Annotated in this window: 18 protein-coding genes; 8 read left to right on the top strand and 10 right to left on the bottom strand. The window is 66.4% G+C overall.

The features are described from left to right. Positions 1-48 precede the first annotated feature (48 nt). From AC1DX5_RS21765 to eno, 4 genes are all read right to left on the bottom strand, one after another. Positions 49-1,041, bottom strand: a complete 993-nt coding sequence (locus AC1DX5_RS21765) for a GlxA family transcriptional regulator (RefSeq protein ID WP_465172907.1) — start codon at positions 1,039-1,041, stop codon at positions 49-51. After that, complete coding sequence (locus AC1DX5_RS21760) at positions 1,038-2,768, bottom strand: DUF885 domain-containing protein (RefSeq protein ID WP_465172906.1); 1,731 nt, start codon at positions 2,766-2,768, stop codon at positions 1,038-1,040. Before AC1DX5_RS21760 ends, AC1DX5_RS21765 begins: the two co-directional genes overlap by 4 nt. A gap of 93 nt (positions 2,769-2,861) precedes the next feature. Then, positions 2,862-3,176, bottom strand: a complete 315-nt coding sequence (locus AC1DX5_RS21755; protein ID WP_465176395.1) for an FtsB family cell division protein — start codon at positions 3,174-3,176, stop codon at positions 2,862-2,864. An 87-nt stretch (positions 3,177-3,263) separates the two neighbouring features. Continuing rightward, positions 3,264-4,541, bottom strand: a complete 1,278-nt coding sequence (gene eno / locus AC1DX5_RS21750; RefSeq protein WP_465172904.1) for a phosphopyruvate hydratase — start codon at positions 4,539-4,541, stop codon at positions 3,264-3,266. A gap of 145 nt (positions 4,542-4,686) precedes the next feature. Here eno and AC1DX5_RS21745 point away from each other — a divergent pair, with 145 nt between their 5' ends. The 5 genes from AC1DX5_RS21745 (at position 4,687) to AC1DX5_RS21725 (ending at position 6,760) form a co-directional block, all read left to right on the top strand. After that, a complete protein-coding gene (locus AC1DX5_RS21745; protein WP_465172903.1) occupies positions 4,687-5,277 on the top strand; it encodes a hypothetical protein in 591 nt (196 codons plus the stop codon). Positions 5,278-5,299: 22 nt separating this feature from the next. Next, the gene (locus AC1DX5_RS21740) at positions 5,300-5,659 is read left to right on the top strand and encodes a phage holin family protein (protein WP_465172902.1); all 360 of its coding nucleotides are present in this window, start codon (positions 5,300-5,302) and stop codon (positions 5,657-5,659) included. After that, entirely contained in the window at positions 5,656-6,033 is a 378-nt protein-coding gene (locus AC1DX5_RS21735) for a DUF3618 domain-containing protein (protein WP_465172901.1), read from the top strand. Before AC1DX5_RS21740 ends, AC1DX5_RS21735 begins: the two co-directional genes overlap by 4 nt. Continuing rightward, a complete protein-coding gene (locus AC1DX5_RS21730) occupies positions 6,030-6,449 on the top strand; it encodes a hypothetical protein (protein ID WP_465172900.1) in 420 nt (139 codons plus the stop codon). The genes AC1DX5_RS21735 and AC1DX5_RS21730 overlap by 4 nt, the downstream gene beginning before the upstream one ends. 80 nt (positions 6,450-6,529) lie before the next feature. Further along, positions 6,530-6,760, top strand: coding sequence for a DUF4170 domain-containing protein (locus tag AC1DX5_RS21725; protein WP_465172899.1), 231 nt, complete (start codon positions 6,530-6,532; stop codon positions 6,758-6,760). On the opposite strand, the gene AC1DX5_RS21720 is transcribed toward AC1DX5_RS21725, so the two are convergent. Next, positions 6,757-7,317, bottom strand: a complete 561-nt coding sequence (locus tag AC1DX5_RS21720) for a YkgJ family cysteine cluster protein (protein WP_465173908.1) — start codon at positions 7,315-7,317, stop codon at positions 6,757-6,759. The two genes, AC1DX5_RS21725 and AC1DX5_RS21720, sit on opposite strands and share 4 nt — an antisense overlap. A gap of 169 nt (positions 7,318-7,486) precedes the next feature. On the opposite strand from AC1DX5_RS21720, the gene AC1DX5_RS21715 reads away from it, so the two are divergent. After that, complete coding sequence (locus tag AC1DX5_RS21715; RefSeq protein WP_465172898.1) at positions 7,487-8,386, top strand: OmpA family protein; 900 nt, start codon at positions 7,487-7,489, stop codon at positions 8,384-8,386. A gap of 153 nt (positions 8,387-8,539) precedes the next feature. Here AC1DX5_RS21715 and AC1DX5_RS21710 read toward each other — a convergent pair whose 3' ends face one another. Continuing rightward, positions 8,540-8,902 carry an NIPSNAP family protein gene (locus AC1DX5_RS21710; RefSeq protein ID WP_478017336.1) on the bottom strand — a complete coding sequence of 121 codons (363 nt, stop codon included), beginning with the start codon at positions 8,900-8,902 and terminating at the stop codon, positions 8,540-8,542. 20 nt (positions 8,903-8,922) lie between these two features. Continuing rightward, positions 8,923-9,567 carry a TetR/AcrR family transcriptional regulator gene (locus AC1DX5_RS21705; protein ID WP_478017335.1) on the bottom strand — a complete coding sequence of 215 codons (645 nt, stop codon included), beginning with the start codon at positions 9,565-9,567 and terminating at the stop codon, positions 8,923-8,925. 45 nt (positions 9,568-9,612) lie between these two features. On the opposite strand from AC1DX5_RS21705, the gene AC1DX5_RS21700 reads away from it, so the two are divergent. Then, positions 9,613-11,100, top strand: a complete 1,488-nt coding sequence (locus AC1DX5_RS21700) for an FAD-dependent monooxygenase (protein WP_478017334.1) — start codon at positions 9,613-9,615, stop codon at positions 11,098-11,100. A gap of 25 nt (positions 11,101-11,125) precedes the next feature. On the opposite strand, the gene AC1DX5_RS21695 is transcribed toward AC1DX5_RS21700, so the two are convergent. After that, the gene (locus AC1DX5_RS21695) at positions 11,126-11,788 is read right to left on the bottom strand and encodes a hypothetical protein (RefSeq protein ID WP_478017333.1); all 663 of its coding nucleotides are present in this window, start codon (positions 11,786-11,788) and stop codon (positions 11,126-11,128) included. Positions 11,789-12,328: 540 nt separating this feature from the next. Between AC1DX5_RS21695 and AC1DX5_RS21690 the strand changes: the two genes are divergently transcribed. After that, on the top strand, positions 12,329-12,799 hold the full coding sequence (locus AC1DX5_RS21690) for a DUF1801 domain-containing protein (RefSeq protein WP_478017332.1): 471 nt from the start codon (positions 12,329-12,331) through the stop codon (positions 12,797-12,799). A 163-nt stretch (positions 12,800-12,962) separates the two neighbouring features. Here AC1DX5_RS21690 and AC1DX5_RS21685 read toward each other — a convergent pair whose 3' ends face one another. Both AC1DX5_RS21685 and greA read right to left on the bottom strand, forming a co-directional pair. Continuing rightward, positions 12,963-13,532, bottom strand: a complete 570-nt coding sequence (locus tag AC1DX5_RS21685) for a rhomboid family intramembrane serine protease (protein ID WP_478017331.1) — start codon at positions 13,530-13,532, stop codon at positions 12,963-12,965. 65 nt (positions 13,533-13,597) lie between these two features. Continuing rightward, positions 13,598-14,074: a transcription elongation factor GreA gene (gene greA / locus AC1DX5_RS21680; protein ID WP_332715884.1), complete on the bottom strand. Its 477-nt coding sequence runs from the start codon at positions 14,072-14,074 to the stop codon at positions 13,598-13,600. Positions 14,075-14,136 lie beyond the last annotated feature (62 nt).

The raw sequence follows: 14,136 nt of genomic DNA, 5'->3' as shown, positions 1-14,136 counted from the left end.
TTTCAGACGGGAAGCCATAGGGCGCGGCCGGCCCCGCGAGGATGTCGACTATCCTGCCGTTCCGGACATGCGCCGCCGGTCGCGCGTCACCTCGGGCGGCTCGCCATGCGCGCGGGCATAAGCGCGGCCGAACGCGTCGGGACTGCGATAGCCGGCGAGCCGCGCGACCTCTCCCACCGGCACCGCATCGGCGCTGAGCATGTCGCGCGCCGCCGCGAGGCGCAGCCGTGTCACCAGCGCGCCGGGGCTCTCGCCCAACCCCTCGCGGAACATGCGCGACAATTGCCGCTCTCCGATTGCCGCGCGTTCCGCCAGCGCCGGCAACGACAGGTCGGCCTCCAGATTGGCGCCGATCCACGCTATCAGATCGGCCAGCCGGCGCGGGGCGCGCGCCTGGGCGCGGAGCGGCTCGGAGAATTGCGCCTGCGGACCGGCGCGCATGCTCGGCACGACCATCTCGTGCCCGACCGACAGCGCCAGGGTCGGCCCCAGGTCAGCGCGGACCATCGCCAGCGCAAGATCGATGCCGGCACAGACTCCGCCCGAGGTGAAGCAGGGTCCGTCCTCCACATAGATGCAGTCGCTCTGCATCCGGATCGCGGGAAAGCGCCGCTGCACGTCAGCGATGAAGCGCCAATGCGTCGTCGCCCGCCGCCCGTCGAGCACGCCGGTCGCCGCCAGCCCATAGACTCCAGTGCAGACCGACGCGATCCGGCGGGTCGTTTGGAGCCGCGGCCTGAGCCATCCGGCGACGGCGGCGCTGATCTCCGGTTCCCGCAGGCCGACCCCGCCCGGGACGATGATCGTGTCGTACGCGCCGCCTTCCGCGAAGCCGCGATCGGGCAGGATGCGCATGCCCGCCTCCGTCGTGACCGGATCGAGCGTGGCGGCGACGATCTCGACGCCATAGGCCGCGCGGGCCGGATCAATGGCCGTCGCGGTGGCGAACACTTCCAGCGGCCCGGCAATGTCGAAGCCGTTGACCCGGTCATAGGCGAGCAGGCCTACCCGCCAGCGAACGGGCGAGCCCGCCCCGCTCAAAACACCGCTTTCCCGTCGCCGCCCATCATCGCCTTGCGCACCAGCGGGATCGGCGGGCCGCCAAAGCTCAGGAACTGGTCGTGGAACGCCTTCCACCCCTGCCGCCCGCCATGCGTCGCGGTCCAGTCGTCGCGCAGCTTGCGGATCATCAGCTTGCCCATCGTATAGTTGAGATAGGCCGGGTCATAGGTGCCGCGCGCCGCCTGCTGCCTCGCATTGCCCTCGTCCTGATAGCATTCGTCGCGGAACATCCGGTATGACTGTTCCTGCGTCATGCCGCGCGCGTGCAATCCGATCGCCGAGAGATAACGGCAATTGCGCAGCAACGCGTTGGACAGCTGGCCGACATGCGTTTCCGGGTCGCCATCATTGAGGCCCGCGTCCCACATCATTTCCTCGGCATAATGCGCCCAGCCCTCGGCATAGGCATAGCCGACGAACAGCCGCCCGAAGAGCGAGGGCGATTTGTTGGCATGGCGGAACTGCAGGAAATGCCCGGGCATCACTTCGTGCACCGATGTGAACAGCAGGTCCATCTTGCCCGGCACGAACGAGTCCTGCACGGCCTTGGCCCAGGCCGGATCAGGCGGAGAGATGTAATAGACCGAGGGGATGCCCTTTTCGAACGGTCCCGGCGGATCGATATAGGCGGAATTCTGCCGGTTATAGGGCGGGCTTTCCTCGACCAGCGCCTGTTCCGCGTCGGGGATCGAGACAATGTCCTTGGCGATCACGAATGCCTTGAGCTCGGGTATCTGCCGCCGCGCCTCGGCGACCGGGCCGCCCTCGGGCTTGTTGGCGTTCATCTTCGCCATGCAAGCCGGGATCGTCGCGCCTGGCGCGAACTTCGCGCAGGCGGCCGTGAGCGCGTCCTGGTTGCGCTTCAGGTCCGCCTTCCCCGCCGCCTCGAGCTGGTCGAGCGGCACGTCCACGCCCTCGGTCATCTTGACCATGCGGGAGAATTTGTCGGCGCCGAGCGCAAAGCCCTGCGTCGCGGTGGCGCGCTGCCCGTCGAGATAGCCGGCAAGGTCATGCATCGATTTGGCCGCGGCACCCGCCGCCTGGTCGAACTGGCCCTGCAGCTCGGGGCTCTGCACCCCGGCAAAGGCCTTTTTCGCGTCGCCCGTGTAATAATCGGCGAAACCGTTGAAGCCCGCCACGCCATAATCGATGAAGCTCAGCGGCATCGGCGTCTTCAGGTTCGCCTTGATGTTCGCCGCCGCGCCGGGAATCTGGCGCAGGAACTTGATCATCGCCTTCATGCGCGTCGGCGCATCGGCATAGTTGCGGGCGATATAGACGTTCGGGTCGAGCCCGGCGCCGATATACCAGGCCGGGTTGGTGTGCGGCTGGTCCGCATCGGTCAGCCAGAACAGCTTGCCCTCGGCGACATTCACCAGATAGTCGCGCTCGAACGCGTCCTGCTTGCTCAACTTGGCCGCGTCGAAGGCCGATGCCTTGATGATCGAGGCGCGCAGGAAATCGGCCTGGCGCTTCAGCCCGACCTCGCTCCAGTCGCCCAGCCCACCGTCGAAATCATGCCGCCCCTGATAGACCGCATTGGCCGGATCGAGCTTGAACCAGCCCTCAATGAACGCGTCGCGGAACGCCGGCCATTCGGTCGTCGGCAGCGCCAGTTCGGCATCGTTGGTGATGGGCTTGGTTTCAGACGGCCCGCATGCCGTGACCGCCAGCAAGGCCGCCCCGGCGAGCAATATCCTGCGCATACCCGTTCCTCTTGATTCGTCTTGTCGCGCGATGCTGGCAGGTTGAATCGAGGGGCGCCAGCCCGGCGCAAGGCCGCCCACAGCGCGGTGGGGCTATTTGTCCAGGTCGACGATCATGTCGTCGGGATGCACCACGTTGAGCTTCTTGCGCGCCAGCTCGTCGACCATGTCCGGATCGGCATGGCGTGGATCGAGCAAGGCGACGCGGTTCTTCAGCTCGGCGCGCTGCTTCTCCAACACGGCGAGGTCGCTCTGGCGCTTGTCGAGCTGGCGCTGGATGTCGCCGTACGCGAGCGCGCCGTTCGGACCCATGATCGCATAGCCACCGAAAAACGCGCCCACGATCAGCAACGCAGCCGGCGGACCGGCGCGGCGGAGCATGGTGCGGAAGGTGGAACGCTTGGCCATCCCGCGATTCTCGCAGGTCGCGACTCGTGGATCAAGCAGGAATTTTACCTGTTCAAGATAAATCGAGCACGACATCGCGCCGACGAGTCAGCTGCGCAGAATCGAGCGCCCCGCATAGACCGCCGCCTCGTCCAGTTCCTCCTCGATGCGGATGAGCTGGTTGTACTTGGCGAGCCGGTCCGACCGCGCGAGGCTGCCGGTCTTGATCTGCCCGCAATTGGTTGCGACGGCCAGGTCGGCGATCGTCGCATCCTCGGTCTCGCCCGAACGATGCGACATGACCGCGGTGTAGCCGGCACGCTGGGCCATCGACACGGCCTCGAGAGTCTCGGTCAGGGTACCAATCTGGTTGACCTTCACCAGCAGCGAATTGGCGAGGCCGTCCTTGATGCCCTGCTTCAGCCGCTTTGGGTTGGTCACGAACAGATCGTCGCCGACCAGCTGGACCTTGTCGCCGATCAGGTCGGTCAGCGCCTTCCAACCCACGAAATCATCCTCGGCCATGCCGTCTTCGATCGAGAAGATCGGATAACGGCGCGTCAGGTCGGCGAGATATTCGGCCATCTCGTGGCTGGACAGGATCTTGCCCTCGCCCGAGATGTCGTACTTGCCGTTCTTGAAGAACTCGGTCGCGGCGCAGTCGAGCGCCAGCATCACGTCGTCGCCCGGCTTGTAGCCCGCCTTCTCGATCGAGCTCATGATGAAATCGAGCGCGTCGCTGGTCGAGGCGATGTTCGGAGCGAAACCGCCCTCGTCGCCGACCGAGGTCGCCAGGCCCTTGTCGTGCAGGCCCTTCTTCAGCGTGTGGAAGATTTCCGAACCGCAGCGCACCGCTTCGGCGATCGACGAAGCGCCGACCGGCACGACCATGAATTCCTGGAAATCGATCGGGTTGTCGGCATGCTCGCCGCCATTGATGATGTTCATCATCGGCACCGGCAGCACATGCGAGGAAACGCCGCCGACGTAGCGGTACAACGGCAGGCCCCGCGCATCGGCCGCCGCCTTGGCCACCGCGAGGCTGACGCCCAGGATCGCGTTCGCGCCGATCCGGCTCTTGTTCTCGGTGCCGTCGAGATCGATCATCACCCGGTCGACATCGGCCTGATCCTCGGCCTCGAGGCCGAGCACCGCGTCGGCGATCTCGGTGTTGACCGCTTCGACCGCCTTCAGCACGCCCTTGCCGAGATAGACGCTTTTGTCGCCGTCGCGCAGTTCGACCGCTTCATGCGCGCCGGTCGACGCGCCCGAGGGAACGGCGGCGCGACCGAAGGAACCGTCATCGAGCAACACGTCGACTTCCACGGTCGGGTTGCCCCGGCTGTCGAGGATTTGGCGCGCGTGGATGTCGATGATTGCGGTCACGTTATGATCCTTCTAACGATTGATGCCCCAGACAGACGGGCGTGCCTCTATCGGCTATCATCGGCGGCGGCAATTCGTCTCGTTCGATGGAACCGCGGACTGCGCTGGCCGGTTGACGATGGACAAGCGAGGAAAGGGCGACAGCATGGCTGACGAAACTCCCAAGGCCCCCAAACCGGCCAAACCGGTGAAGAAGGCCGCGACCACCGCGACACCGCGGAAAGCGGCTGCCGCCACGACCTCGCCTGCCGCGACAACCGCAAAGCCGGCCCCCAAGCCGGCCAAGCCGAAGAAAGGCCCGACCGTGGAAACCACCGCAGACACCGCCACCCCACGCTTCAAGGCCGAGACCAAGGCCGCGACGCAGACGCTGAAGGACAGCGCCTCCAAGCTCACCAAGGACGCCGGCGACAAGGCCCGCGCCTATGCCGAGGACGGCAAGGCCCGTGCGGGCGGCGTGCTCGACGAACTGGCCAAGATGATGACCGAGGCCGCCGGCACCGTCGACGAGAAGGTTGGCCCGCAATATGGCCAATATGCCCGCAGCGCCGCCGACGCCGTCTCGGGCTTTTCGGAATCGATCAAGCAGAAGAATCTCGACGACCTGATCGACGATGCGCGCGGCTTCGTGAAGAAGAGCCCGGCCGTGGCGATCGGCACCGCCGCGGCGATCGGTTTCGTGCTGGTGCGCTTGATCAAGTCGGGCCTCGACGCGGCCGACCGCGACGACGCCTGATCCGACAGGAACCGGGGGGAACATGGCCGAGCAACCGCCGGAAGAGCATGACAGCAACAGCATTGCGGCCCTGTTCTCGCGCCTGATCGACGACGCCGAACGCTTCGTGCGCGCGGAGATCAGGCTGTATCGCGCCCAGTTCCTCAGCCGCGTCGGCGAGGCGCGCACCGCGATCATCCTCGGCGTGGTAGCGTTGCTGCTGGCCCAGTCGGCGATGATCGCGACGGTGCTCGGCCTGTTGCTGATCCTGCGGCGTCCGCTGGGCGAGGTCGGGGCGACGATCCTGGTCGTGCTGCTCTCGCTCGGGGTCGCCGCCCTGCTTGTCCGCCTCGCCATCGCCAAGGTTCGCAAGATCACCGATATGTCGGACAAGCCCGAATGAGCCCGCCTAAAAACCTGCCCGAGGCAATCGACGACGCTACCGACCTGCCAGCGGCGAAGCGGCGGGCCGAGGCGGCGCGCGCTCGCCTGGCCGGGACGCTCGTCGACCTCCAGGCCCGGCTCAACCCGAAGGCGCTTGCCCGCGAGGCCATGGGAGAGTTGAAGGAGGCGGCGCAGGAAATCGGGCGGGACGGTCTGGAAAGCCTCAAGCGCCACCCCCTCACCCTCGCGGGGGGCGCCGCGGCGGTCGGCCTGCTCCTTGCCCGCGGGCCGATCAAGCATCTCATCGAGGTCTATCTCGATGAAACTCCCGAGCGTCCCGCGAGTTTGAAACCCAAACGGGCGCCTGCCCGACGGAAAGGATCCTCCGAATGAACGCCCCCACCACCGAAAAGCCCGCAACCCCGAAGGCCACGCCGCGCAGCACCGCCGAAAAGGCGCTGGAGACCACGCGTGACACCGCGCGCGAGGCCGTGCGCCGCACCGCCGAGGGGATCGAAGCCAATCCGCTCGCCGTTCTGGTCGGCGGCGTCGCGATCGGCGTGCTCGCCGGCGCGGTGATCCCGCGCACCGAGCAGGAGGGCAAGCTGCTCGGCCCGGTCGGCAAGCGCATCACCGACACGGCTGCCGGCGCGGCTCAGGCAGCGAAGGAAGCGGGCAAGGCGGAACTCGACGCGCTCGGCCTCAACAAGGCGGCAGCGCGCGACCAGGTCGGCAAGCTGCTCGACGGCGTGGTCAAGGCGCTGTCCAGCGCCGGTTCGGCCGCCGCCGCCAAAGCGTCCAGCAAGTAACAAAAAGCCGCGCTGGATGGTTCACCTCGCGGAATTCACGCTCTAAGGACGGGTGACTCCTCCCTTGGGAAGCCCGATCCATGAGCAAACTCCACCTGGTCTTCGGCGGCCGCGTCAAGGACCCCCGCCATCTCGATTTCGACGATCTCGATTCGATCGAGGTCGTCGGCATCTATCCCGATTATGCCAGCGCCGAGAAAGCCTGGCGCTCCGCCGCGCAGCGCACGGTCGACGATGCCGAGATGAAGTTCGTGGTGGTGCATCTCCACCGCCTGCTCCAGCCTGACGTGCTGGAAACGCCCAAGGCCTAATCCTTCGCCGCGAAAACGCCGTAGCGCTCGCGCCACGCCCCCACTTCGTCTTCAAGATGCGCGGGCGCGGCTTCTCCCGATAGCACGAGGCTGGCGACGTCGTTGTCCGGGTGCATCAGCATCTTCCTCGACCCGTCGCTGAACCAGACCGGGACCAGTTGATCGCACAGGCTGTCGAGGATCGTCGCCGCCATGCCGGTCTCGATCGCTTCACTGCCGGCGAGCGCGCGGACGTTGATCGATACGCCTTCGAAGCAGTTGCGCGGCTTCTTCTCGAAATTGAGCGACACGAGAACGCCTGACCGGTCCGGCCGGGCCTCGTCGGGCATCGCCGCGACCCGGCGCCAGGCGCAGAACCAAGTCCGGCAGATAGGCGGCCGCACCGCATGGATGCCGCATCCGCGCGCCGTCAGATAAGTGCAGGGCGTTCCCGCCGGCTTGCTGAAATCGGGCGTATCGACGGTGAGCACGGTGCAGCACGCCGTGCACGCCCCGCATACGCGATCGGCGAGGACCGGCCCCAGCAACATGGTCTCCAAGTCTGTCTCGCTGTCCATCCGGGGCCAATACAGGCGTCGCGGTCGCCGCGCCATCGGCCTCGGTTCGTCGCACGCCGCGCTCGAACCGACCGCCGGGACAGAGACTCTCCCGGCCCTGTTCATCTGGGAGACAGCTTCACCCGAACACGCAAGGGCCGTCGGGGGGCAAAGTAGAGGAGATTGCTCAATGCGTGTCATTCCCCAAAGGGCAGGCGTGCCTTTCCTGGCTGCCGCTCTGGCCGTGTCCGTGTCGGGCGCCGTGTCCGCGCAGGATCAGCAGCCGCAGCAGGACCAGCAGCAGCAGAGCGCGCCCGAGTCTAACGTCGTCGTCTATGGCACCCCGCCCGCGATGACCGCCGGGCCCGAGGTCAAGGGCGTCATCACCGCGCGCAATGGCGACAAGATGAAAGTCAGGACCGCCGACGGTAGCGCCGTGGTCATCGCCGTCACCGATTCCACCCGCATCAAGGGCGGCGGCGGGCTGTTCGGCGGTGGCGGCAAGCTCGGCGCAGATGCGCTGCTCAACGGCATGCCGGTCACCGTCAAGACCTTGCAGGCGGACGGCCAGCCAGGCGCCGAGCTGGTCGCGAGCCAGGTCAGCTTCCGCAAGAACGACCTCAAGACCGCGACGATGATCCGCAACGCGACGGACCAGCGCTTCGATGAACAGACCGCAGCAACCGAGTCGCTGCGCGGCCGCCTCGGCGATATCGACAAATATAACATCAAGGGCACCACCAACGTGCACTTCGATACCGGCAAGTCGGAACTCTCCGCTGAGGACAGGGCTCAGCTCTGCTCGACGGCCACCACGGCCGAGGCAACCGAAAACGCCCTGATCCTGGTGGTCGGCTACACCGATTCGACCGGCAGCGACGATATCAACCAGGCACTCAGCGAAAAGCGCGCCAACCGGGTCATCAATTACCTCCAGCAGAAATGCGGCTGGAAACCCTATCGCATGCTCACCCCCACCGGCATGGCCACGGCCGACCCGCTGGCGAGCAACGACACCGAAGAAGGCAAGGCGCAGAACCGCCGCGTCGCGGTCAATATCCTGGTCAGCAAAAGCGTCGACGTGATGTGAAGGGCGCGGGAGCAGCTCCGGAACGCGCCCAATAGCGCTTTCTAAGCTGAATTGATCCACCTCCCCCGTTCAGGTTGAGCGGCGAACGGGGAGGTTATCCATCAGGCCGGGAGCGGCACCCGCTCCCGGCCTGATGTCCGATCAGGTGAGCCGTCATTCCCGCGCCAGTGGCGCAAGGAACACCCGCTCATAGCCCCTGAACGGCGGCGCGGCGAAGCGTTCGATGACGGACGCGGCCTCGGGATCGAGCGGAACCTGTGTGCGATAGTTGTTGTAGCTTTCCTCATCGGGAAACCCGTACAGCGCGATCGCCACATCCTCGGCGCCCGGCTGTCCCTTGCCCGGAAAACTGATCGTCGCATCGCCCGGCGCCGCCCGCGGCATGAAAAAGCCGTAATGGACGCCGCCGTGCCGCTCGATCAACCGGGTCCAGGCCCGGCCATAGTCCTCGAACGCCTCCAGCCTGTCCGGATCGAGCCGGTACCGGATCTCGCAAAACACGGGCTTGGCCTGCATCGTCATCCCCTTACGCAGCGTCACGCATAGGGCGTACCCGCCATCGCCGCGACCAGCCCCACACTCCCCCGGTCGACGATCGAGAGAAAGGCGGCATTCGCTGCCCCCCCATCCCCCGTCCGGCGATAGGTCCCATGCGCCTCGAGAAACGCCACCGTCCAGGTCGCCAGCAACAGGCCGGCCGCCAGACGCGCGTCGCCATCGGCCTCCCGTCCGACGCTCTCGGCCAGCGCCGCCGCCACCACGCCGGCCAGCTCGTCGCGGATCGCCCGCGCCCTCGCCTTCAGCGTCTCGCTTGCCTCGATCGTCGCGATGAAGCGCTGGCTGATCGCGGAGAACTCCACGAACGGCCGCCCTTCCGCCACCAGCCGATGCGCGAGCAGGCGCAGGCTCTCGATCGGCGGAACCCCCGGATCGCGATCCCGCAACGCCTCGCGCAGGACCGCGCGGCCCTCATCGTCCCGGTCGAAGAACATGTCCTCCTTGCGCGGGAAATGATTGAACACGGTCATGCGCCCGACATCGGCGGCGTCGGCGATCTCATCGATCGTCACCGCGTCGAAACCGCGCTCCAGGAACAGGCAGGTGGCGGCGTCCGAGATCGCCTGCCGCGTGGCGAGGCGCTTGCGCGATCGGCGGTCGGTCGGTGTTGACAGGTCGCTCATTCACTCCCACCTATTATGTATCGAGTATATATTGGGATTGAGTATATGGAAACGCCCTATGATGTCGTCGTGGTCGGCGCAGGTCCGGTCGGCCTCCTTGCCGCGATCGAGCTGACCCTTGGCGGCGCCAGCGTCCTTGTATTGGAACGGCTGACCGAACCGAGCAAGGTGCTGAAGGCCGGCGGCATCGGCGCGCTCGGCATCGAGGCACTGCGGCGGCGCGGCATGGCCTCGGCGATCGACGCCGCGCAGGCCCGCGCCTTTGCCGCGATGGCGCGGCCCGCGGGCCATGGCCAGGCGGCGCCGCGCGGTCCCGGGGGCCGCTATAGCGGCCATTTCGCCGGCCTGATGCTGATCCGACGCGATGCGCAGGTCGAGCCGGACCGGCTCGGCAGCCCGATCGACCAGCAAAATATCGAAGCGATGCTGGGTGAGCGCGCCGGCGCGCTCGGGATCGAGGTCCGCCGCGGATGCGACGTCCACCGCCTGACGCAGCGGCCCGACGGGATCGATGTCGACTGGAGCTCGGAGACCGGTAACGGCCAGGTCCGCTGCTCATGGCTCCTCGGCTGCGACGGCGGCCGCAGCGCCGTCCGCAAGCTGTCGGGCTTCGCCTTTCCCGGCTGCGACCCGACGATGACGATGTACCAGGCCGTCGCCGAGGTGGATCATCCCGAACGGCTTGCCGCCCATGGTTTCCAGTACACGTCCGGCGGCATGTACATGTCCTTCGCCGGTCGCCTGGTCATGCTGGATTTCAGCGGCCCGCCCGAAGCCCGCGACGCCCCGGTCACCCGCGACACGTTCGAACAGGTGCTGCGCCGGGTCAGCGGCGCGGACGTGCGCGTGACGGTATTCGAAAATGCCAGCCGCTGGACCGACAATACGCGCCTCGTCGACACCTACCGCAACGGCCGGATACTGCTCGCCGGCGACGCCGCGCATATTCACTCGCCCTTTGGCGGCCAGGGCCTGAGCCTCGGGCTCGCCGATGCCGCGAACCTCGGCTGGAAGCTGGCCGCGGTGGTTCGCGGGACGATGCCGGAAAGCCTGATCGACACCTATCAGGCCGAGCGGCGGCCGGTCGCCGAAGCCGTGCTGGCCAACACCCTCGCCCAGGCCGCGATCATGCGACCCGACCCGCAGGCGGCGGCGATGCGCGCCATCGTCGCGACGCTGATGGAGGGCGACGAGGCCAACCGCTTCATCGGCGGGATGATGAGCGGGCTGGCCAACCGCTACGATCTCGGCTCGGAGCATGACGCGGTCGGACGGCTCATCGGCGACCGGCCGGTCGGCGGCGGGTCGCTCTACGATCTCATGCAGGACGGAATGGGCGTGTTCCTCGACGCGTCGGCGGACGGGTCGGCCTCCAGGCTCGTTTCGGCCGCCACGCAAAGCGTGCGCAGTGCGGCGGTCGATACGGGGCCCTCGATGCTGATCCGCCCCGATGCGTGCGTCGCCTGGGCCGGCGAGAGGGATAGCGTGCTCGGCCTGGAACAGGCGCTGGATCGTTGGTGCGTGCCGGCATAGGCTGGGTGCATGGCAGCCGTTGGGCTTAGCCCGTCAGACTCTTGGCGAATGCCTGCCATGCGGGCATCGCGTTCAGCGCGATGCGGATCAGCTGAGTCGCCAGGAAGAACCCGCCGCCCCAGATCGTCGCGAGATGCAGGGTGCCGCGCGTCCTGACATCATAGACCACCAGCGCCGCCAGCAGGATGTCGGTCAGGATCATCCCTCCGAATGCCGGGCTCAGCCCGATATGCGTGAAGCGTGTCACCCGAGCGAGCGGTGTGGTCAGGATCGCCAATGTGCCCAGGAGCATCAACCGCTTGTGCCAGGCAGATCGCGTGCGCATCGTCACGCCCGCGCCGACCAGCACCGCGAAGGTGAGGATCGCCCCCAGGGGAAAGACCAGAGGCGGCCCCTGCGGCGGCACGTGATGAACCGCCGCGACGTGCTTGGTGATGATCGCGGTCGCGATACCCAACGGGACCATGACGACGGCGAGCACGGCCGCAACCGGCCCGACGAACCGGTGTATGTCGGTGCGGCCCGCCGAGATCAGCGCGGTCTGCGCGACATAGAGCAATATCCATGCGGTGAAGACGAGACCGTGAAGATGCAGCAGGGCCGACAGCGGCTTGGCATGGAACGCCGGCGCAAGATAATAGCTTGGCGCGAAGCCCACGAACGTCGCTACGGCGATAACGATCGCCATGGCTGCGAAGAATCGACGCTCGCCCACCGGCTTCCCGCGTCCCACCTTTGTTGGTGTAGCCACACTTGCTCCTCTCGAGGGACGGCGACCCCTTCATCCGGTCGTTGCGTGAACCATGCCGCGGCGGCACCGTGTGGCGCGCTCTTCATCTGGGTAGGAGGTGGGAAAATCGCCATGCGGCCCGCGGTTGCCAAGCCCACCGCGATTAGTTTGCCAAGATGCACATCTTGCGCGATGTCGCCGAGGCTGGTCGACGCGCTCCAGCCCGCTCGTGGCAATGAAAGTGGCGTCGCTCCCCAATGCGGCCATTCGTCATCCGTATCTTCAAAAAATTTACGAGACGATGTCGAATATCGATCCGCTCATTCGTCGTTCCAATGCACTCCATGGGAGCGGTGGTCCGACGGCGCGCCGACCGCGATGGCGGAGATGCAGTCGTCATGTGGGAGAAACGAGGCTGTGCGAGGTTATGCGCGTCGCGTCAAAAGCCCAGCTCAGCAATCAAGTGCCAGACCTCGGCCGACAGCGAAAGAACATCGCATGACAAAAGTTTCGGGCAATCAGCCCGCCACCACAAGAGAGTCAGAACTCCTCGTTGCCATGACGGGCAAAGCCAGTTCGGCCAAGGCCGCAGAAGGGGACAAGCCGGTGTTCGCCTATATCGCCAGTCTACCGCAGCCCCAGCGCGGTATCGCCGAGCGTGTCGACGAACTGGCCATGCAGGCAGTGCCTGACCTCAAGCGCGCGGTGAAATGGGGCATGGCCTATTATGGCGTGCCTGACGGCTGGTGCTTCTCGTCCGGCGCCTTTGTCGGCCATGTGAAGCTGATGTTCATTCGGGGCACCGAGCTAAGCCCCGAGCCTCCGGTAACGCCTGTCGGAATGGGCAAGGCCACGCGCGGCGTCGAGTTGGCATCGACGGATGAGATGGACGAAGCCCAGCTAATGCCATGGATGTCGCAAGCCGCCTTGAAGCCGCTCGCTACGGGGAAGAAGCCGAAATCAGGCTGATGGCCCGTGGCTGGGCGTTTGGTGGTGTTGTGAAGGCGCTCAGACCGGCGATTTGCGATCGACATGGTCGCGGGCGGCAATCGCGACGCCATCATCGCTCCCGACTTCAGTGCGTTTTACGAGCGGATTGGGGTTGAGGCAGAGGGCAGTCTAACGTCCTCCCTCAAGCCTTACGATAAGCCCAGGCCAGCATCGGCCGTGCCAGCGCCACGCCCGCCAGCAGCCCCCCGATCGGCTCGACGATCGTCACCGATACCGCGAAGCTTTGCGACAGCACGGCAAAGGCGATCTGGATCGCCATCCAGATGCCGGCAAGGATCGCGATCTGGGTCAGCCGGCTATGGTGCCGCGCGATCGGGATGGCGCTCGGCACGCCGTACAGCATGAAATAGGCGCCGATCACCGCGAACACCGATGCGTCGGCCCCGGCGCTGGCCAGCGCCGATCCGGGCGTCAGGATCAGCCGCGCGAGCGCGCCGCCATAGGCGCCCGCGACGAAGATCACGCCCAGCCCGATCGGTCGGATCGCCTTTTCGACATAGCGGCCGGCAATCAGCAGGAAGATCAGGTTGAAGATCGCCGAGATGAAATCGCGCGCCAGAAAGGCGGAGGCAAGCGGCGACAGCCAGGACCGGATCGGGTCGTTGCTCCACCCGCCCGCCAGGAAATCCCCCGGCGTGAAGCCGAACCAGATCGCGGCCGCGTCCAGGCCGAACACCGCCGTGGCGAGCAAGACGGTAAAGACCGACAGCGCAACCAGCGCGTCGGTGAACCGGCCCCGCGGAAGATCGATTCCGTTCAGATGAACTCGATCTTCGAGACGACGTAATAACGGTCGCCCGACGGCACCGTCACTTCGACCTCGTCGTCGACCTTGCGCCCGATCAGCGCCCGGCCCAGCGGCGAATTATAGGAAATGCGGCCGCCCTTGGCATCGGCCTCGGTCTGGCCGACGATCTGATAGCGGATCGGCTTGTCGTCCTCATCGAGCAGCGTGACGGTCGCACCGAACACCACTTTGTCGCCCGACAGGTCGCGCGGATCGATCACCTGCGCGCGGCTCAGCTTGTCCTCGATGTCGGAGATCGACGCCTCGATCTGCCCCTGCCGCTCCTTGGCGGCATGATATTCGGCATTTTCGGAAAGGTCGCCGTGCGCGCGCGCTTCCTCGATCGCGTCGACGATGGTCGGGCGCTCCGCTTTCAGCCGCTTCAGGTCCGCATTGAGCTTCTCATAGCCCTCTTGCAGCATCGGCATCTTGTCGACGGTCGCCATCCCTTTAGGTCCTTCGTCAAAAAATCTTCTTCAAGCCGGCCCTTCACGGACCCGCCCGCACG

It is taken from the genome of Sphingomonas sp. P2_B6 (assembly GCF_056404755.1).
This window is presented reverse-complemented; position numbering and strand designations above follow the sequence as displayed.